This is a genomic window from Anaerobacillus alkalilacustris, from assembly GCF_001866005.1.
Taxonomy (GTDB): Bacteria; Bacillota; Bacilli; order Bacillales; family Anaerobacillaceae; genus Anaerobacillus; species Anaerobacillus alkalilacustris.
Map to the genome: position 1 here is coordinate 1 of NZ_MLQR01000020.1, position 18,733 is coordinate 18,733.

The 18,733-nt window shown below is 34.4% G+C and carries 19 protein-coding genes; 17 read left to right on the top strand and 2 right to left on the bottom strand.

The annotated features are described in order from the left end of the window. Window positions 1–252: 252 nt before the first annotated feature. Window positions 253–906: a YdeI/OmpD-associated family protein gene (locus BKP37_RS08135; RefSeq protein WP_071309118.1), complete on the top strand. Its 654-nt coding sequence runs from the start codon at window positions 253–255 to the stop codon at window positions 904–906. A gap of 122 nt (window positions 907–1,028) precedes the next feature. Further along, window positions 1,029–1,430, top strand: a complete 402-nt coding sequence (locus tag BKP37_RS08140; RefSeq protein ID WP_071309119.1) for a GIY-YIG nuclease family protein — start codon at window positions 1,029–1,031, stop codon at window positions 1,428–1,430. A gap of 296 nt (window positions 1,431–1,726) precedes the next feature. On the opposite strand, the gene BKP37_RS08145 is transcribed toward BKP37_RS08140, so the two are convergent. Then, window positions 1,727–2,278, bottom strand: coding sequence for an IS110 family transposase (locus BKP37_RS08145; protein ID WP_245712472.1), 552 nt, complete (start codon window positions 2,276–2,278; stop codon window positions 1,727–1,729). A 250-nt stretch (window positions 2,279–2,528) separates the two neighbouring features. On the opposite strand from BKP37_RS08145, the gene hcp reads away from it, so the two are divergent. The 15 genes from hcp (at window position 2,529) to BKP37_RS08225 (ending at window position 17,298) form a co-directional block, all read left to right on the top strand. Further along, window positions 2,529–4,187: a hydroxylamine reductase gene (hcp, locus tag BKP37_RS08150; RefSeq protein WP_071309120.1), complete on the top strand. Its 1,659-nt coding sequence runs from the start codon at window positions 2,529–2,531 to the stop codon at window positions 4,185–4,187. Between the two features lie 318 nt (window positions 4,188–4,505). Continuing rightward, window positions 4,506–4,790, top strand: a complete 285-nt coding sequence (locus tag BKP37_RS08155) for a YhdT family protein (RefSeq protein WP_071309121.1) — start codon at window positions 4,506–4,508, stop codon at window positions 4,788–4,790. Then, window positions 4,787–6,232: a sodium/pantothenate symporter gene (panF, locus tag BKP37_RS08160; RefSeq protein ID WP_071309122.1), complete on the top strand. Its 1,446-nt coding sequence runs from the start codon at window positions 4,787–4,789 to the stop codon at window positions 6,230–6,232. The genes BKP37_RS08155 and panF overlap by 4 nt, the downstream gene beginning before the upstream one ends. Window positions 6,233–6,627: 395 nt before the next feature. Then, window positions 6,628–7,173, top strand: a complete 546-nt coding sequence (gene sigY, locus BKP37_RS08165; RefSeq protein ID WP_071309123.1) for an RNA polymerase sigma factor SigY — start codon at window positions 6,628–6,630, stop codon at window positions 7,171–7,173. Next, window positions 7,157–7,483 carry a YxlC family protein gene (locus tag BKP37_RS08170; RefSeq protein ID WP_071309124.1) on the top strand — a complete coding sequence of 109 codons (327 nt, stop codon included), beginning with the start codon at window positions 7,157–7,159 and terminating at the stop codon, window positions 7,481–7,483. Before sigY ends, BKP37_RS08170 begins: the two co-directional genes overlap by 17 nt. Continuing rightward, window positions 7,480–7,698: a transcriptional regulator gene (locus tag BKP37_RS08175; RefSeq protein WP_071309125.1), complete on the top strand. Its 219-nt coding sequence runs from the start codon at window positions 7,480–7,482 to the stop codon at window positions 7,696–7,698. Before BKP37_RS08170 ends, BKP37_RS08175 begins: the two co-directional genes overlap by 4 nt. Window positions 7,699–7,700: 2 nt before the next feature. Next, window positions 7,701–7,901, top strand: coding sequence for a PLD nuclease N-terminal domain-containing protein (locus BKP37_RS08180; protein ID WP_071309126.1), 201 nt, complete (start codon window positions 7,701–7,703; stop codon window positions 7,899–7,901). A gap of 11 nt (window positions 7,902–7,912) precedes the next feature. Further along, window positions 7,913–8,806, top strand: a complete 894-nt coding sequence (locus BKP37_RS08185; protein WP_071309127.1) for an ABC transporter ATP-binding protein — start codon at window positions 7,913–7,915, stop codon at window positions 8,804–8,806. Continuing rightward, window positions 8,803–9,582 carry an ABC transporter permease gene (locus BKP37_RS08190; protein ID WP_071309128.1) on the top strand — a complete coding sequence of 260 codons (780 nt, stop codon included), beginning with the start codon at window positions 8,803–8,805 and terminating at the stop codon, window positions 9,580–9,582. The genes BKP37_RS08185 and BKP37_RS08190 overlap by 4 nt, the downstream gene beginning before the upstream one ends. Before the next feature lie 379 nt (window positions 9,583–9,961). Beyond that, window positions 9,962–10,507, top strand: a complete 546-nt coding sequence (locus BKP37_RS08195; protein WP_071309129.1) for a GNAT family N-acetyltransferase — start codon at window positions 9,962–9,964, stop codon at window positions 10,505–10,507. 295 nt (window positions 10,508–10,802) lie between these two features. Then, window positions 10,803–11,135 carry a hypothetical protein gene (locus BKP37_RS08200; RefSeq protein ID WP_071309130.1) on the top strand — a complete coding sequence of 111 codons (333 nt, stop codon included), beginning with the start codon at window positions 10,803–10,805 and terminating at the stop codon, window positions 11,133–11,135. A 237-nt stretch (window positions 11,136–11,372) separates the two neighbouring features. After that, the gene (locus BKP37_RS08205; RefSeq protein WP_071309131.1) at window positions 11,373–11,876 is read left to right on the top strand and encodes a YkyB family protein; all 504 of its coding nucleotides are present in this window, start codon (window positions 11,373–11,375) and stop codon (window positions 11,874–11,876) included. Between the two features lie 940 nt (window positions 11,877–12,816). Next, window positions 12,817–14,592: an SLC13 family permease gene (locus BKP37_RS08215; protein WP_071309133.1), complete on the top strand. Its 1,776-nt coding sequence runs from the start codon at window positions 12,817–12,819 to the stop codon at window positions 14,590–14,592. A gap of 232 nt (window positions 14,593–14,824) precedes the next feature. After that, a complete protein-coding gene (locus tag BKP37_RS08220; RefSeq protein ID WP_245712473.1) occupies window positions 14,825–15,202 on the top strand; it encodes an ArsR/SmtB family transcription factor in 378 nt (125 codons plus the stop codon). Next, entirely contained in the window at window positions 15,184–17,298 is a 2,115-nt protein-coding gene (locus BKP37_RS08225) for a heavy metal translocating P-type ATPase (protein WP_071309135.1), read from the top strand. Before BKP37_RS08220 ends, BKP37_RS08225 begins: the two co-directional genes overlap by 19 nt. A gap of 371 nt (window positions 17,299–17,669) precedes the next feature. Here the strand turns inward: BKP37_RS08225 and sigH are convergent, their stop codons facing one another. Beyond that, window positions 17,670–18,326 carry an RNA polymerase sporulation sigma factor SigH gene (gene sigH / locus BKP37_RS08230; protein WP_071309136.1) on the bottom strand — a complete coding sequence of 219 codons (657 nt, stop codon included), beginning with the start codon at window positions 18,324–18,326 and terminating at the stop codon, window positions 17,670–17,672. Between the last annotated feature and the right edge of the window lie 407 nt (window positions 18,327–18,733).

Consider the following 18,733-nt stretch of genomic DNA (forward strand, 5'->3'; position numbering starts at 1 on the left):
GTAAGCGAAAAACATTGCAAATTAGCCGATATTTTAAAGGCTACTTTGTGGAAACCAGCGCATATCTGGCTTCGAAAGATTGAAGGGAAAGCCCTCCCTTAATACGCAATTTGTCGTCGTTGCACCAGTCTAATTGTAAATAAATTTCCAAATGGATGGAGCCATCTTTAGTTGGGTATTAACTTTTTTGGCTCTAAACAAAGAAAATAATTAAACTGAAAATTATGACAATATTTATACAACGCTAGTGTCATGACAATTATAAATAAATTAAAACTTGATAAATTTACGAATATGGCTGTAATTAATCAACCAACCGATTACCATGTATTTACTGAACACGCGACTATACTTTCTAAAGATCATGATGCAATTTTCACTTTTGTTGAAACGGTTGATGAAATGGTTACGCATGCACAACATATCATTAATAACCATCTTTTACTTGAGAAAGGATACGTTTTTTTTGCTTATCCGAAAAAAGGTAACAAACGCTATTATACATTTGTACATAGAGACGAAATTTTTCCGAAAATGGGTGTTGGAGAAGATGGGTATGTAGGTAATAGCGATATAAAATTTTCGCGGATGGTAAGTATGGATGGTGTTTTCACTGTTGTTGGATTAAAGCGTGAAAAAATGAAGGAACGGAAATCATCAGCCCCAAGTCAATGTGTTGCCGCTTATGAGGACAAAGTTAAGGATGTCGAAATCTTGTTAGCGGACTATCCAGAAGAGTTAAAATTTTATCAAAGCTTAACACCGGGTTACAAGAAAGATTGGGCACGTCAGATTTTCTCTGCAAAACAAGAGAAGACAAGAGAAAAGCGAATTCATCAAATGATTGATGTGTTATCGCAAGGTTATAAATCGAACGATTTGTATCGGCAGAATCTGAAAAGGTGATCACTTGAAAAAACGTGTGCACTATGACTTATACAGAAGTTGTTCAGTTATGTTTTAATGGTAAGGAGTGGCACTAGTAGGGGTCTCCCTTAGTATAGTGAAAATTAGAAAGGGTAAGTTTTATGATGAAACCGGTAAAATATAATTCGAGTGATAACCTATATGCGATAAAGACGGTGATGACTGAGGATCACTCAGAGATTATGATAGGAAAGCTAGGTCGTTTTTCTTTCCAAAAAGGAATATATGTATATGTTGGGAGTGCCAAAAGAAATATTCAGTCTAGAATAGAAAGACATTTGAAAAAAGAAAAAAAGCAGCGCTGGCATTTTGATTATTTACGACCTTTTGTTCAGGTAGTAGAGGTCGAAACTTTTTCTGGAGAGGAAGGGGAGTGTCAGCTTTTTCATCGATTAATGATAGAAAATAAGGGAAGTATACCTGTACGAGGCTTCGGTTCCTCTGATTGCAAGTGTAGAGCTCATTTGTTTTTTAGTGAAACTATGGAATACGAAAATGAATAAGATTACATGTACCGTTCGGTGAAGAAACCTGAAATGAAAGTGGAGTTAGATGTGAAATAACTTCAGGTTTACTTCACTACGTTTTATTGTGGAAGCAGCGTGTTTCTGGACTAATCGTTTCGTTGATGATACACATGAAGACTGTTATTTATAATGTGATTTTGTTATGGAGTTCAATTTCTCAGCACACGTCAGGAGTTGAAGGAGCCATTGACTTAATCCCATTTTGGAGCTTCTTATTCGTTGGAACATCTGCAGCCATGGTAGGATTGCTTTCGTTTAAAAAATAGTTTGTGTTAAGTCTCTTCATAAAGGTTTCTAAAAATATAAACGTGTATTGAGCGGACTCTTGTTCCGTTATTTTTCGAAAACACTTTAATTTTGCACTTTTTCGGAAACTTTGTGAGCCGATGTTTGGCACGCAATTCATCTTCTTTTGCGTCTTCTCTAGCTCTAACTAAATCTCGTAATGCTTCATCTTCTGGCGTGGGTACATAGATTGAGGTTAACTCCCCAGCTCGAAATAACTGTGCAAGGCGAACGGCATCTCTCTTATCAGTTTTTACGCGGTCTCCCGACTTTCGTGGGATCAAAGATGGCGCAATTACGTCACATTCAATTCCTAAACTTAGGAAAAATCGGTAAAGTGGGTATCCTGTTGGACCAGCTTCATAACACACTAAAAGATTTTCAGGCTCCCCTAAGTTTTTAACTAATTTCCTGATTGCCTCAGGAGTATTTGGAATGGTACCGTAATATCTAGCTTTTTCTCTCCCTTGATCGGCAATCGCAACAGAAATTTTTTCTTTAGATACGTCTAAACCTACAAATTTTGTGTTATCCTTCATAGTAATGGCTCCCTTCGTAATGTAGCTCTGATTTGGTTATTGTTTTTGCATTAAACAATCTAACCAAATTAACCTACGCTGTTACGAGTAGGGGGCCAGTTTTGTTCATGATAACTTAAGTACAAATCAGTTTGAAAAATTATTTTTTTCTTGAACTTGTGACAAAGGTCACCTCATAAATTTCTCGTTACTGATATTCTATTTTTAGCGAAAGAAAGCAAACAAGTTTTAGCAAGGGGGAATTTTATTAATGAGTATGTTTTGTCATCAATGTCAAGAAGCTTTAAAAAATACTGGCTGTAATTTAGCGGCTGGGGTTTGTGGAAAAACAAGTGAGGTTGCAAATCTTCAAGATTTATTAATTTATACATTGAAGGGTGTTGCTGAATTTAATCAACAAGCTCGTATTGCGGGGATTAATCAATTAAAAACAGATCGAATAATTTTAGATGGACTATTCACAACGATCACAAATGCTAACTTTGAAGATACTTCGGTTGCAAATCGAATTGAAAAAGCACTAGAAGTACGCGATTCTATCAAACAAGAATTAGTAGATAAAGGTGCTTTAAAGGACAAAGAGTATCCTGACTATGCAACATGGGATGGTTCGTTTGCAGATTTTGAAAGAAAATCTGAGGAAAAGCAAGTCGGTATTTTGGCTACTGAAAATGAAGATGTACGTAGTTTACGTTCATTAATTTTATTTGGTTTAAAAGGAATGGCAGCTTATGCTAAACATGCATTAAACCTAGGCCATGAAGGCAATGAAATTTATGACTTTATCGAAAAAGCTTTACTAGCTACAGAAGATGATTCGTTAAGTGCTGATGAGCTTGTGAGTTTAGTAATGGAAACTGGGAAATACGGTGTAGATGTAATGGCGTTATTAGATAAAGCAAACACATCTAGATTCGGTCATCCAGAAATGACGGAAGTGAAAATTGACACACGTAACAATCCTGCTATTCTCGTTAGTGGACATGATTTGAAAGACTTTGAGGAGCTTCTTGAACAAACAGAAGGTACAGGAGTAGACGTTTACACTCACTCTGAAATGCTTCCTGCAAACTATTATCCAGCTTTCAAAAAGTATGAGCATTTCTATGGAAACTATGGAAACGCATGGTGGAAACAAAAAGAAGAATTCGAAAGCTTTAACGGACCAATTCTCTTTACAACTAACTGTATTGTGCCGCCAAAGGGAAGCTATAAAGATCGCGTTTATACGACTGGTTCAACAGCTTATCCCGGGTTTAAGCACATTTCAGATCGTGAAGATGGGAAAACGAAAGACTTCTCTGAAATCATTGAACATGCGAAGAAATTACCTGCACCAACTACAATTGAAGAAGGAACAATTGTTGGTGGGTTTGCTCATAACCAAGTAACACAATTAGCTGATAAAGTTGTAGATGCAGTTAAAACTGGAGCAATCAAGAAATTCTTTGTAATGGCAGGTTGTGACGGACGAATGAAGTCACGTGACTACTATTCAGAGTTTGCACAAACTCTACCACAAGATACTGTAATTTTAACAGCTGGCTGTGCGAAGTACCGTTACAACAAACTATCTTTAGGTGACATTGGTGGTATCCCACGTGTTCTTGATGCTGGACAATGTAACGATTCTTATTCATTAGCTGTTGTAGCAATGAAGCTAAAAGAAATCTTTGAATTAAACGACATTAACGAATTACCAATTGAATATAACCTAGCTTGGTATGAGCAAAAAGCCGTAATCGTTTTATTAGCTCTATTATACCTAGGTGTGAAAGATATTAAATTAGGGCCAACACTACCAGCGTTCTTATCTCCAAACGTAGCGAAAGTTTTAGTGGAGAACTTCGGAATTAGTGGTATTACTACTGTAGAAGAAGACATGGATGCGTTCATGGCTAAAGCATAAAATAAACGAAAAACCCAATTCCATCATAAAAAGGAATTGGGTTTTTTGTATATTTATTAACCAAGGTAAAAGTGCTCAATTTAACTGGGTGAGACGCTAACTGATTACGTAAAAGCTACGTAGTGTTTTACGACAATTTTAAGGTGGATACTCATGGCGATTTTCAATTTTCATAATATGAACGTTCATCGAATTTTTTTCTCTCTTAATAATCTGCCGCATTTATACCATAATATTCATAATAATGGTAATGATAGGAATAATATCATTTTTCGTTTATAATAAAAATTTGTTTATTAAATCGAAAGGAGATGGAAAATGACTCAATTTGATAAAAAAAATGATCCTAGGTTTAAAATTGCACATCGTGAGGCTCTGATTGGTATTGGACTAGTTATCTTTAATTTTATATGGTGGTTTGGTTTTGCATATGGACTAGGTTCTACTCCAGTAGAAGAATACACGTATATTATTGGATTACCTGCATGGTTTTTTTATAGCTGCGTAGTTGGCTTATTTGTGATGATCTTTTTAGTTATCGTCCTGGTAAAGAAGTTTTTTGTAGATGTAGATTTTGAGACCGAAGCGGAGGATACTGAATGAATTGGTCTGTTATTATTCCATTAGTTATTTTCTTAATTTTAATATTTGCGATTGGGTTTTGGTCTTCATTTCATTTAAAGAGGACGAATAATTTTTTACAAGAGTACTTTTTAGGTAGTCGTGAGCTAGGTGGATTCATTCTAGCAATGACGATGATTGCAACATATGGAAGTGCGAGTAGTTTTATTGGTGGGCCTGGAGCTGCTTATACACAAGGTTTAGGGTGGGTTTTACTTGCTATGATTCAAGTAGCGACAGGATATTTTGTTTTGATGATACTTGGAAAGAAGTTTGCTATTTATGCAAGAAAATATAAAGCGATAACTTTAATCGATTTTTTACGAAAAAGATATGATAATAGTAAATGGCTCGTATTAGTGTCAGCTTTTAGTATTATCGTTTTCCTATTTTCAGCTATGGCTGCACAATGGGTTGGCGGAGCCAGATTAATTTCCTCACTAACAGGATTAACTTACACATCAGCGTTGTTCATTTTTGCGATTGCTGTTTTACTATATGTTATTATTGGAGGGTTTAGAGCAGTAGCTGTTACGGACTTACTTCAAGGGATTGTCATGTTTGTCGGAACGTTAATTATTCTTATCGGTACAATTGTTGCAGGTGGCGGGATTCCGAATATAATGGCTGCTTTAGTGGCTGAAAATCCTAATCTTGTAACGCCGTTTGGTCATGATGGTGGTTTATCACCTGCTTATGTTTCATCTTTTTGGATTTTAGTAGGCGTCGGAGTTGTTGCTTTACCACAAGTAACCGTGCGAGCAATGTCTTATAAAAATTCGAAGGCTATGCACCGAGCATTAATTATCGGTACGATTGTCGTTGGGTTTATTATGCTTGGTATGCATCTAACAGGTGTGTTTGCAAGAGCAGTTCTACCAGGAATTGAAGTAGGGGACACGGTTATGCCGTTGATTGCGATGGAAGTACTCCCAGCTTGGGTTGCGGGAATAGTTTTAGCTGCTCCAATGGCAGCAATTATGTCAACAGTGGACTCATTGTTATTACTTGTTAGTTCGACAGTCGTGAAAGATGTCTATATGAACTATATCAAACCCCAAGCATCAATAAAGGAAGTAAAACGGGTAAGTTTTGGTGTCACAGCAGTGTTAGGTGTACTCGTATTTATGATGGCACTAAGTCCACCTAACTTATTAATTTGGCTAAATTTATTCGCATTTGGTGGTCTGCAAGCAACATTTATCTGGCCAGTGATAATGGGTCTTTATTGGCAAAGGGGAAATAAATATGGTGCCATTGCTTCAATGGTTGTAGGAATTAGTTCATATATATTAATCCATACATATTATCCAAATTTATTTGGCGTTCATACTGTTGTTTTTCCGATTATCTTTTCATTGTTAGCTTTTGTAGGTTTTAGTTTGCTAACAAAACAAAGTAGAGAGGAACAGCTGTCGGCTTAGTATTAGCAACATACTAGGAATAAAAATGGTGTCAATTTATTCCAATCTTAAGGGGCTGTACGACCTTCCTCTCAAAACATAAGAAAATCGAAAAGTTTAAGTGTGGGATTAACTGCCCCTAAAGGTCCGATATAGAATAACTAATCATCAGCGAAAACTGATGATTAGTTATTCTTATGCCCGTGGTATAAGTTAAACTAACAATCAGTGGTGGATGAAGGAACCCGCACTGATTGAAGTTCAGTTTTATCTAGAGATTACTATCGATGGAATAGTAATTCCCTACATTCTCCAAAGGCATTTTATATAATTTATTTAAAAAAGTAATATAAAAAATGAACGATTGATTATTCTCGTTCGTCATATAACTGATCACCAATAGAAAGGGGTAACTTATGGAACAGGAGGATGATGTGGTCATCATTCGAAAAGCAATGACCGGAGATGACGATGCTTTTGCTCATCTCTTTCAACGGTATTATTCTTTTCTTTATAAATATCTATTGAAGTTGACACTTGATGAAGAAGTGAGTAGAGATCTTGCTCAGGAAACGATGTTGAAGTGTTATACGAATCTTGCATCGTTCAAAGCGGATGGGAAGTTCTCGACTTGGATGATTTCGATCGCTACTAGGTTATATATTGATTTGTTCCGAAAAAAGAAACGGGAGAGGAAATGGCTCGAACAGCTGAAACGAACGTTGTCACGTCAACTTTCTTGGCAAGCGGATATGAAAGGGATGGAATGGAGCGATGTGTTTACTGATTTCAATCAATTAGATGCTAATGTGAGAGTGCCAATCCTACTACATCATTATTATGGGTATACGTATGACGAGATCGGAGAGATGATGGGTATAAAAACTGGAACAGTAAAATCTAGAGTCCATAATGGCCTAAAACAGATACGAAAGGAGTGGGATGATGAAAAGAAGAGATGATCAAGAGCAAATCCAAAAATTGAAACACGACTGGGAACAGGTGGATAAATTAGGGGGAAGTTCTTCTATTTCTGTAATCGAAATAAATAATCAACTTAAAGCTCATGAAGCTAAACAAGCAAAGAAGTTTTATAAAGAACTTACACTCTTTTTGTTCACAGCTGTCTGTATTTTAAGTGCCATTATTATTAGTTTCGTTCAATCTCCTGTTTTTTTTATCGCAATACAAATTGGGGCAATTTTCCTTGCACCTCTCGTTCTTTTCGTACTTTTGAAAAGAAGGAAACAAGAAGGGATGTTCTCTAAATGACAACATTTGAGTTATACGTCCTATTTCCGTTAATTATTTTAATTTTACTAATACAAAGTACCCTTTTATTTATAGATGCGAAGAAGAAAAGGGTTTTTGCATGGTTTTGGGGGGTTTGGGGATTAATTCAATTCCCATTACCGACATTGTTTTATTTCATATTTGTGATTTTGCCGCATAATAGAAAACGAAAAAAACAAAACGAGGAGAGATGAACATGGAACTTTTAAATGATATTAACTGGGCACTTGTAACTCCGTTGATAGTTTTACAACTCATATTAATGGTATTTGCGTTAGTGAGTTGCGCAAAACAAGAGGAAACGAATGGGCCAAAATTGATGTGGGTATTAATTATTATTTTCGTAAATTTAATAGGTCCAATTTTATACTTTTTACTTGGCCGAAAAAATGGATAGGGGAGGAAAGTATGCTAGTAACCATTAAAGATTTAACAAAGAATTATAAGGAACATACTGCAGTCAAACAGATTACTTTTTCCATTGAAAAGGGTCGGTGTATTGCGTTACTTGGCCCTAATGGTGCGGGGAAAACAACGACGTTACAAATGTTAGCTGGCTTACTCGCGCCAACATCAGGAAAGATTGAATTTGAAGGTTGCCAACAGAAGGATTATCGAACTTTGATTGGATTTTTGCCGCAGCATCCTTCATTTTTTAACTGGATGACCCCAAAGGGATTTCTACAGTTTGTAGGAGATCTCTCACATGTACCGAAAAAACAGTTGACTAAACGTATAGAGGAAATACTCGAATTTGTGAGCTTAACAGAAGTGAAAAACAAGAAAATAGGTGGTTTTTCCGGTGGAATGAAGCAAAGGTTAGGGTTAGCGCAAGCATTGTTACATGAGCCGGAATTACTTATTTTAGATGAACCAGTTTCAGCACTTGACCCAACAGGAAGAAGGGATGTTCTTCACCTTATCGATCAACTAAAAAATCAGATGACGATAATTTTCTCAACGCATATTTTACATGATGCCGAACAAGTGTGTGAGGAAATCTTAATGTTAAAAGATGGGAGTCTGATATGGAATGGTACGCTCGATTCCCTGAAAAAAGAGTTTGATTCGTTAGCAATAAAGCTTCAAACAGATGGGGCGATTAAAGGTGTATTAGATAAACTCGATTTTATTGAAAATATTGAATATCTTGATTTAACGACTGTTAGATTTACAATGAACGATGTTACAAAAACCAATGTGTTGTTGCAATATTTGATTAGTCAAAATCTCACAATCGTCCATTATGAAACGGTGAAAGACTCATTGGAAGACGCATATATGAAGGTGATGGAGCGATGAAAAATTTTCTCGTCTTATTAAAAAAAGAAATGAAAGAAAGCTTAAGCAATGGTAAGTGGATCTGGCTACCGATTGTATTAATGGTCATCGGTATTTCACAACCGATATCTATCTATTACATGCCGCAAATTCTCGAAGTTGCAGGTAATCTCCCAGATGGAGCGATCATTAATTTTCCAACAACAACAGGGGAAGAAGTGTTAATTGGTACAATGTCCCAATACGGGTCGATCGGAACATTATTATTTGTCTTAGCTGTAATGGGAGTGATTTCACAAGAGCGACAAAATGGTTCCTTAACCCTTGTAATGGCGAGACCTGTAAGTGCACTTCAATATATCGGTAGTAAATTTATCGCACAGCTCTGTATTTTACTCGTATCAATAGCAGCAAGTTACGTTTTAACTTGGTATTATACGAATTTACTTTTTAATCATGTACCATGGACATTAATGCTTAATAGCTTGATTGTTTATAGTCTTTGGGTTGTTTTGATTGTCGCTGTAACAATATTAGTTGGAACATTATTGAGAAACAATGGCGGTATAGCTGGAGTGACTATTTTTCTTTTAGGGACACTAAGCGTTCTTACGTCACTGTTACCAAGATTTATGGAGTGGAGTCCTGCAAACCTTCGTGCCGAAGCTTCAATTATTTTATTAGAAGGAACGTGGGGAAGTTCCACTTGGCTAGTAGTAGGTAGCACATTGCTGCTTTCAGCATTGTGCATTGGATTAGCTGTGTTTACGTTTAAAAAGTTTGAGAGTTTTGAATGAGTGAGGGACATCTTTTATACTTCTCATTTGCTACACTCTTAAGGAGCAGAAAGCCTACCTAAAACTAAAGGAAATCGAAGTTTAGGTGGGGAATTAACTGCGCCTAAAGATTCGATATTGTATAACTTTCATCAATAATAAGGAAATATTAGTTAAGCTTATTGAAAGAGGAACAGTGTAGAGGGACATGGACAGGAGCTAGAACCAACTGGCTCATCAACGAAATGGTAAATAATTATTATAGTTGATTAGTTTTAGAGGAAGTCCCTTTCCAAAAATTTTTGAATGTCGAAATTTTTGGAAAGGGATTAGCTGTGCTTAAAGTACTAATTAATGAGGATGAAGAATTTCCCTACTAAAATATGATTTGGAGGCTATTATGTTTGTACATAATATTGATGAAGACTTATCTTTAAAGTTATTAGAGGTAAAAGATGCTGAGAGTTTATTTAAATTAACGAATTACTCAAGAGAATATTTACGAGAATGGCTTCCTTGGTTAGATACAACAACAAATGTAGAAGATACAATTGAGTTTATCAAAATATCGTTAAAAGGTTTTTCCGAAAACAAAAGTTTAAACACTGTTATATTGTTTAAAGGAGACATTGTTGGAGTAGCGGGTTACAACAATATTAATTGGGCAAATAGAACAGCCTATATAGGTTATTGGCTTGGGGAAGGATTTCAGGGAAATGGAATTATGACCAAGGTAGCCAAAGCGTTGACTAACTATGCTTTTCACGATTTAAAACTAAATAAGGTTGAGATTCGGACAGCAGTTGGAAATAAAAAAAGTAGAGCAATTCCAGAAAGATTAAATTTTGTAAATGAAGGCACGATCAGACAGGCTGAATGGCTATATGACTGTTATGTTGATCATGTTGTTTATGGAGTTTTGGCAGAAGAATGGAATGAAAAGTAGGTAAAACTAAAGGTTGTGGATCAAAAAGTGTAACAACTTTAATTAGTTGCGTTGAAGATTACTAGTAATATAGAATATCACGGACTACAGGTCCTCTATTTTGAGAAAAAGACTTAATTATTCCATAGAAGTTGTGTTTTTTGATTTTAATATGTTAATAAATCTATTTTATTCGTGATTTCAAAATCATTCAAAAATTCATACAACCATAAATTAAACTCCTTAATTTCGTATAAAGCATTCCTTTTTTTATGATAATACTAAAAAAAGATCTAATTAAGGAGTATGGGAAATTATGCCAAGAAAAGCTATTCAAATTAACAAGTTAGGTGAAAAAGATAAGGAAACAAATGGTTCTGTAGTGAACGATAAAGAAAATAACAAAGATGAAATCATTAAACTAAATAACATGTTAGCAGCTGTGTTAAATTATCTGTCAGATGATGAAGTAGACGAAATTGATATAGAATATCTTCTGAAAAATACGGAAGGTTTACGAGAATGGTGGGAACAATATCGGGAAAAAAATCGAAAACAAATCGAAGAAGAAATTAAAAAATCTTTAAGTGAACTGTCTTTAAAAGAACTAGAAAGTATCCGCGAAAAGATAAAAGAAAAAGAAAGCTGAGGTCTCAATTACCATAAAGACATTCAATTGTAGTAATTTTACTTTTTTATCAATAATTCGCAAGAAAACCTCCATCTTTAAGGAGTGTAGCGAGTAGTGCGGTCTGAATGGCTCTTCTTATCTCAAAAAACTTTAGTGTACTAGCGATTTGGAAATTACTTCCGAAATATATTTAAGGTGTACATAATCACTAGAAAAACTGTATAATAAGAAGAACTATAAGTAGGAAAGGGTGATATGGTGAAAAACTCAAATTCTAGTACGAATTTGGATATTGAGTCGATCCAACATGCCCTGTACTCTGTAAACCGCCATGCCAAAACAGCGATTGTTAAGCGTGATCTGTATGACATTAAGAATAATACGCTGCAAAAACTTATTAAAATTGGACATGCCAAAAAGTTGTGGCTTGAGTATAGTACTCAACCTGGAAAAGCAAAACAAAGTACAGTGGTGCTTGTTAAAGTTGGAATTAAAACAAAAGGAAATCCCCATTTTTTTCATATGATACCTGAAAAAGAAGATTATATAACATTAAAACATAAAGGAGTAGTATGCCCTCAAGATCTCCATAACCCCAAAAGCTCGATGTCTCTTAATACAGCAAAAAAAATTCTATTGCAATTTATTGGTGCGAAGCCTCAAAAAGTAAAGGTACAAAAACCAACTAAACCAGCACTAAATAAAAATGTTTTCATTTCTTCTTTTCTTGATGGTAGTTCCCGATCACGAAAACGTTGATTTTTAATACTTTTTACATTTTTTTGTAAGGTATTGGGGATAATATTTACCATAAGAATAAGTTATGGGAGAAAAATATGAGAAAAAAGCAAATAAGTATAATACTTTTTATTGTTTTAATGAATTTTTTATTTAAAACTTGGAAAGTAGTGCCGAAATATTATAAAAGTTTAATTTTTGTTAGCTTTTGGAATTCATTTTATTATTATCTTTGCAAAAGACATCTAGTATTTGAATATACGAATAAGGGCATAAATTGGAAAGTGTTGAGAGGGCTTCATATATTTATTGCTACTCCTTTATTAGTTCTACTCTTTTTATGTAAACTGCCTAAAACACTTTCAAAGCAGATCGTATATATTTTAAAGTGGGGAATCGGCTCTTTTTTTATTGAGATATTTTTACTCAAACAAAAGTTGATTAAATTTAAGTACGGGTGGAACATTTATTGGTCAGGTCTAATATATTTTAAAATGTACACTTATAGCTATTTATTCAACAAAAGACCGTGTCTTACTTGGGTGCTATCGATATTCTCTCTATTGTTTTATATTTTTAAATTTAATGTACCGTTAACTAAGCGACTTTTAAAAGGACCTTTTCTTTTTTTTCTACCCAAAAGTATTAAGTTTCCAATTAACTTTAAAACAACAATAAATTCTTTTTATTATGAAACAGTTAAAGGTTTGTTGAATTATGTGAAATTTAAATAGAGACTTTAGCGTTTACATTCATAGTAGATATTAAATTACAAACACATCAAATTCAAGTTGACAGATCGGAATTACTGGAATATTATAAGAATAATTACATAGCTGATTGGAAATACCAAAGGCACATACTTCGTTAACTACGTTGTGTGTCTTTTTTTGAGCTTAAATCACAGTAAGTTGATATGAATTATGAGGATTTATAAAACATAAGATTTGGGGAGAGTAATATGACTTTTGAAATAGCTTTTGTACTATTTGTTGTACTAGGTATGCTTGTATGTTTAATGAAAGAAATAGCTAGACCTGATTTTATTGTCTTTTTTGCATTGGCTGCACTTATTATTAGTGGAGTTTTAACACCAGCTGATGCATTGAGAGGATTTTCTAATGAAGGAATGCTGACGGTTGCGCTTCTTTTTATCGTAGCTGGTGCTGTGAAACAAAGTGGTGTTTTAAATCAAATTATTTCTAGTTCATTAGGTTCTGGACGAAGCCCGAGAAGATCTCTTCTGCAAATGATGTTTCCGATGGCAGGGTTATCTGCTTTTTTGAACAATACACCGATTGTAGTTATGTTTACTCCCGTTGTTCGAAAGTGGTGTATTGAGAAAAATATATCTCCATCTAAATTTCTCATTCCACTTTCCTATGCTACTATTTTTGGTGGTACGCTGACGTTAATTGGAACATCTACAAATCTAGTAATACATGGGTTTATGTTAGAACAAGGTCTTGATGGATTTTCAATGTTTCAACTTGCGATTGTAGCTTTACCAGCGGGTTTCATTGGTATTATATATATGGCTATAATTGGATATAAGTTATTGCCAGAACGTAAAACATCAAAACAATCTTTTGAGGAAAGTTCACGCGAATATCTTGCGGAAGCTTATGTTGAACCGAATTCTCCTTTAATCGGAAAAACAATTGAAGCTGCAGGACTTAGAAACCTTAATGGACTTTATTTAATTGAACTTATGAGGAGAGGCGAACGCATTGCCTCAGTTCCTTCTTATATAAAGCTAAATGAAAATGATAAATTAATTTTTACAGGTGTATTATCCACCATTGTAGAGTTGCAGAATATTAAAGGCTTAAGAGTTTCAACAGGAACAAACTTGAAATTAGAAGATTTGCAGAACGGTAGTGCGAAACTTGTTGAGGGAGTCGTTTCGCATCAATCTTCTTTAGTACAAAAAACAGTAAAAGAAACTAAGTTTCGTAGTAAATATGGCGCGGGTGTAGTAGCGGTTCACCGAAATGATGAAAGAATTAACAATAAAGTAGGGGATATCAATTTAAAGCCAGGAGATACATTATTACTATTAACGAACAAAGACTTTGAAAATAGATGGTCTAGTTCTAGTGATTTCTATTTGATTTCTCCAATAAAAGAGGCAGACGTGATCGACCCAAGAAAATCGATTATTGCCATGGTAACATTACTTTCAATGATTTTACTAGCTGCATTTAATATTTTGCCTATGTTTAAGTCTGCTCTATTAGCTGTAATTGTACTATTTTTAACAAAAACCATCACATTTGTAGGTGCTAGAAAATATATTCAATTTGATGTTTTACTTTTAATTGCTTGTGCAATTGGTGTCGGTATCGCCCTTGAGCAGTCTGGTGCAGCTTCGTTAATTGCTAGTTATTTTATTAAAATTAGTAAGGGTGCCGGTATTATTGGTGCAATTATTGTTGTTTACTTACTAACTACGATATTTACCGAAATTATTACAAATAATGCTGCTGCAGTCTTAATGGTTCCTATTTCACTTGCAATTGCTAATCAATTGTCTGTAGACCCTATGGCATTCTTTGTAGCAATAGCGATTGCTGCGTCAGCTAGTTTTGCTACGCCTATTGGGTATCAATGTAATTTAATTGTTTACGGTCCGGGTGGCTATAGATTTTCGGATTATTTGAAAATAGGGATTCCTTTAAATATTATGTACCTAATTGTAACTGTCGTTATTGTAAATTTTGTATGGGTTATTTAAATTAAAAAAGCATTGCTCATGTATTCAGGAGTAATGCTTTTTTTAATACTTTAAGAAAGTTTAACTTCGCTAAAGGATTAATGTATAAGAAAAACTAAGGCTGCCGCTAGAGGACTTGGCGATGAGCCAATTTTTTCTATAGTTTAATATTCAAATGAACATTTGAATATTAAGAGGAATATATTTATAATATAATCAAATGTTAATTTGAATGAATATTGGAGTGAATGAAGTGAAGAAGGATACTTGTGATATATACTGTTACGACAAAGAAAAAGTTAATCGAATTCAAAATGAATTAATAAAAGAAAATTTAAAGGGAGTTTCACATTTATTTAAAGCACTAGCTGACGAAAATAGAGCAAAGATAGCTTTTTCACTTTGTCAGGATGAAGAATTGTGTGTGTGTGATATTGCTAATATTATTGGTTCTTCTGTTGCAACAACTTCCCATCATTTACGTACTTTGTATAAGCAAGGGGTTGTAAAATACCGAAAAGAAGGAAAGCTCGCTTTTTATTCGTTAGATGATGATCACATTAGGCAATTAATAGTTATAGCATTAGTGCACAAAAAGGAGATGGAAAAACCATGTTTGAGCAAAAAGTAACAACATATCGAGTCCAAGGCTTCACTTGTGCCAGTTGTGCTAAAAAGTTTGAAACGAACGTCAAATACCTGGATGGGGTTATAGATGCTAAAGTTAACTTTGGGGCTTCAAAGCTTGTAGTTCAAGGTGCAATAACTATAGAAGAATTAGAAAAAGCTGGGGCTTTTGATAATTTAAAAATTCGTGATGACAAAGAACAAAAGGTCGAACATATTCCTTTTTGGAGACAAAAACAAAACTATAAAGTGTATATAGCAATAGTTTTGTTAATTTGTAGTTTTCTTCTTCGATTACAAGTAGGTGACGACCATATTTTTCCGATCATTGGTTATGCATCAGCAATTGTAATAGGCGGATATTCCCTCTTTATGAAAGGATTAAAAAATTTAGTTCGATTAAATTTTGATATGTCTACCCTAATGACAGTAGCGATCTTAGGTGCAGCTACGATCGGGGAATGGGGAGAAGGAGCAGTTGTTGTTATCCTTTTTGCAATAAGTGAAGCATTAGAACGATATTCAATGGATAAAGCTCGTCAATCCATTGAATCACTGATGGATATTGCACCAAAAGAAGCATTAATTCGTCGTGAAAATCATGAAATAATGGTGCATGTTGATGAAATAGAAATTGGCGACATTATGATTGTAAAACCAGGACAAAAAATAGCGATGGATGGCGTTGTGACAAAAGGGACTTCTACAATTAATCAAGCTGCCATTACTGGAGAAAGTATCCCAGTAACCAAGGTAATAGATGATGAAGTGTTTGCAGGGACATTAAATGAAGAAGGCTTACTTGAAGTAAAAGTAACAAAGAAAGTTAAAGATACGACATTATCAAAAATCATCCATTTAGTAGAAGAAGCACAAGCAGAAAGAGCTCCTTCACAGCAATTTGTAGATCGCTTTGCTAAGTATTACACACCTGTGATTATCGTTTTTGCTTTTTTGCTTGTTGTCATCCCACCTATATTTTTAGGAGGTAATTGGAGTGAATGGATTTATCGTGGTTTAACTGTCTTAGTGGTTGGTTGTCCTTGTGCGTTAGTTATTTCTACCCCTGTTTCAATTGTAACAGCGATTGGAAATGCTGCGAAAAATGGGGTATTGATTAAAGGTGGTATTTATTTAGAACAAGCAGGCGCATTAAAAGTTATTGCTTTTGATAAAACTGGAACATTAACAAAAGGAGTTCCTTCTGTAACGGATATTGTTACGTTTGTTGAAAGTGAAAAGGATTTAATGACTATTACAGCAGCAATTGAAAAAGGATCTCAACATCCACTTTCTTCTGCAATTTTAAAAAAGGCTGATGAAGACAAGATACGTTATAATGATTTAGCGGTTGAGGATTTTCAATCTATTACAGGTAAAGGCGTAAAAGCAAGAATAAATAATGAAATATATTATGTTGGAAGCCCGAAGCTTTTTGAAGAATTGCATGGAAAGATAGAAGTTAAAAAAAAACAAAAGATTAATGAAATGCAAAGACAAGGGAAAACTGTAATAGTTTTAGGAACAGAAAAAGAAATTCTTTCGCTCATTGCTGTAGCTGATGAAATACGAGAGTCGTCGAAAGAAGTTATCCGAAAACTTCATCATTTGGGGATTGAAAAAACTGTGATGTTAACAGGTGATAATAAGCGGACTGCTGAAGCAATTGCAAAACAGGTTGGGGTTTCTGACATGGAAGCCGAATTACTTCCGGAAGATAAATTGAGTTTTGTTAAAAAACTTAGAGCGAATTATCACAGTGTCGCTATGGTTGGTGATGGTGTAAACGACGCACCAGCTCTTGCAGCTTCCAATCTCGGTGTTGCAATGGGCGGAGCCGGAACCGATACAGCATTAGAAACAGCGGATATTGTGTTAATGTCAGATGATTTAAGTAAGTTGCCATATACTATTAAATTAAGTCGTAGAGCATTATCTATTATTAAACAAAACATTACCTTTTCTTTAGGAATAAAAGTTTTAGCATTATTGTTGATTGTACCTGGCTGGTTAACATTATGGTTAGCGATATTTGCCGATATGGGGGCAACATTACTGGTTACTTTAAATAGCTTACGATTATTAAAAATAAAGTTTTAGTTTCATCATTGTTCGTTTATTTTTAATCTAGTATTATATAACTCTTCTAATAAAAACCACACCAATGAAAAAAATTTTGGTGTGGTTTTTATTTAAATTTAGAAGAGTATAAAATTTCTAAATTAGAAACTGTCTAGCTCCAGGCGCCATCGGCTCGATCACTTCAGACCTTCTCTTTCGGTCAAAAACCCGACCGCTACGAGCGGGTCTTCCAGTGTTTGTCGCCGATAGGCGGGCGCCTTGCGCTTTTCTTGTTATTCCAATCTTAAAGGGTATCGAACTAAAAAAATCAAGATTAGGATGGGGATTAACTGCCTCTAGAGCTCGCGTAAGTAAAACTCTAATTGATTAAAGTTCAGATTTATAAAACATTAACGTTTCGTCGTTAATTGTTTTGAAACCATATATTTTTCTAGTTTTCTCTTAACGCGGGTTAGTGCATTATCAATAGCTTTCACTGAGCGATTATTATTTTGAGATATTTCTTTATATGAAAGCCCATCCAAATATAAATCAAGAACATCACGTTCTAAATCTGTCAGAAGTTCAGATATTTTAACCTCAATAATATTATAGTCTTCCTGATTAATAAATAGTTCTTCAGGATCTAGTGTTTTTGAGCAAGTGACCAAATCCATTAATGTCCGGTTTGGTTCTTCGTCAAAAATAGGCTTGTCTAACGAGATAGACGAATTTAGGGGGATATGTTTTTGCCGGGTTGCAGATTTAATGGCCGATATAATTTGTCTTGTAATGCAAAGCTCCGCAAATGATTTAAAAGATTTTAATTTATCTTTCTTAAAATCTCTTATTGCTTTAAAAAGACCAATCATACCTTCTTGAATGATATCTTCTCGGTCAGCTCCGATTAAAAAATATGATCTAGCTTTGGCGTTAACAAATTGTCGGTATTTATGTATTAAAAAATCGTGTGCATCATCATCTCCACGATGAACTAAATCTACTATATCTTCATCTGGCACATCTTTATATTTGTAATTATGGAACGTTTTACCATTTCTGTTCAAAAAATCACCCCGACTCGAACCCAAGTTAGTTTGAGATAATTATACAATATGAATTTTTATAGCGTCAAGGTTATAAGGTACTACTCTTGACAGGTACCATGCACTTTTTGATAAGTTAAGTATGAAAATTCTAACTAATAAGCGGATTTTAGGTTATGGATGCAAAGGTCCAATAAGTTAAACTAACAATCAAGTGGAGGATGAAGGAAACATCCTCACTGATTGAAGTTCAGATTTATAAACTCACAAATTTGTTCTTTTTATTCCCAAAATTAAGGCATGCTAAAACTCTCTAAAATCTGACATTATTATTCGTTGTACACACAATTGTAACATTTTATCCATAATTTCTCTGGGTTTTTCTAGTAATATAAATACGTTGAAGATGGATTTATATAATAATTATT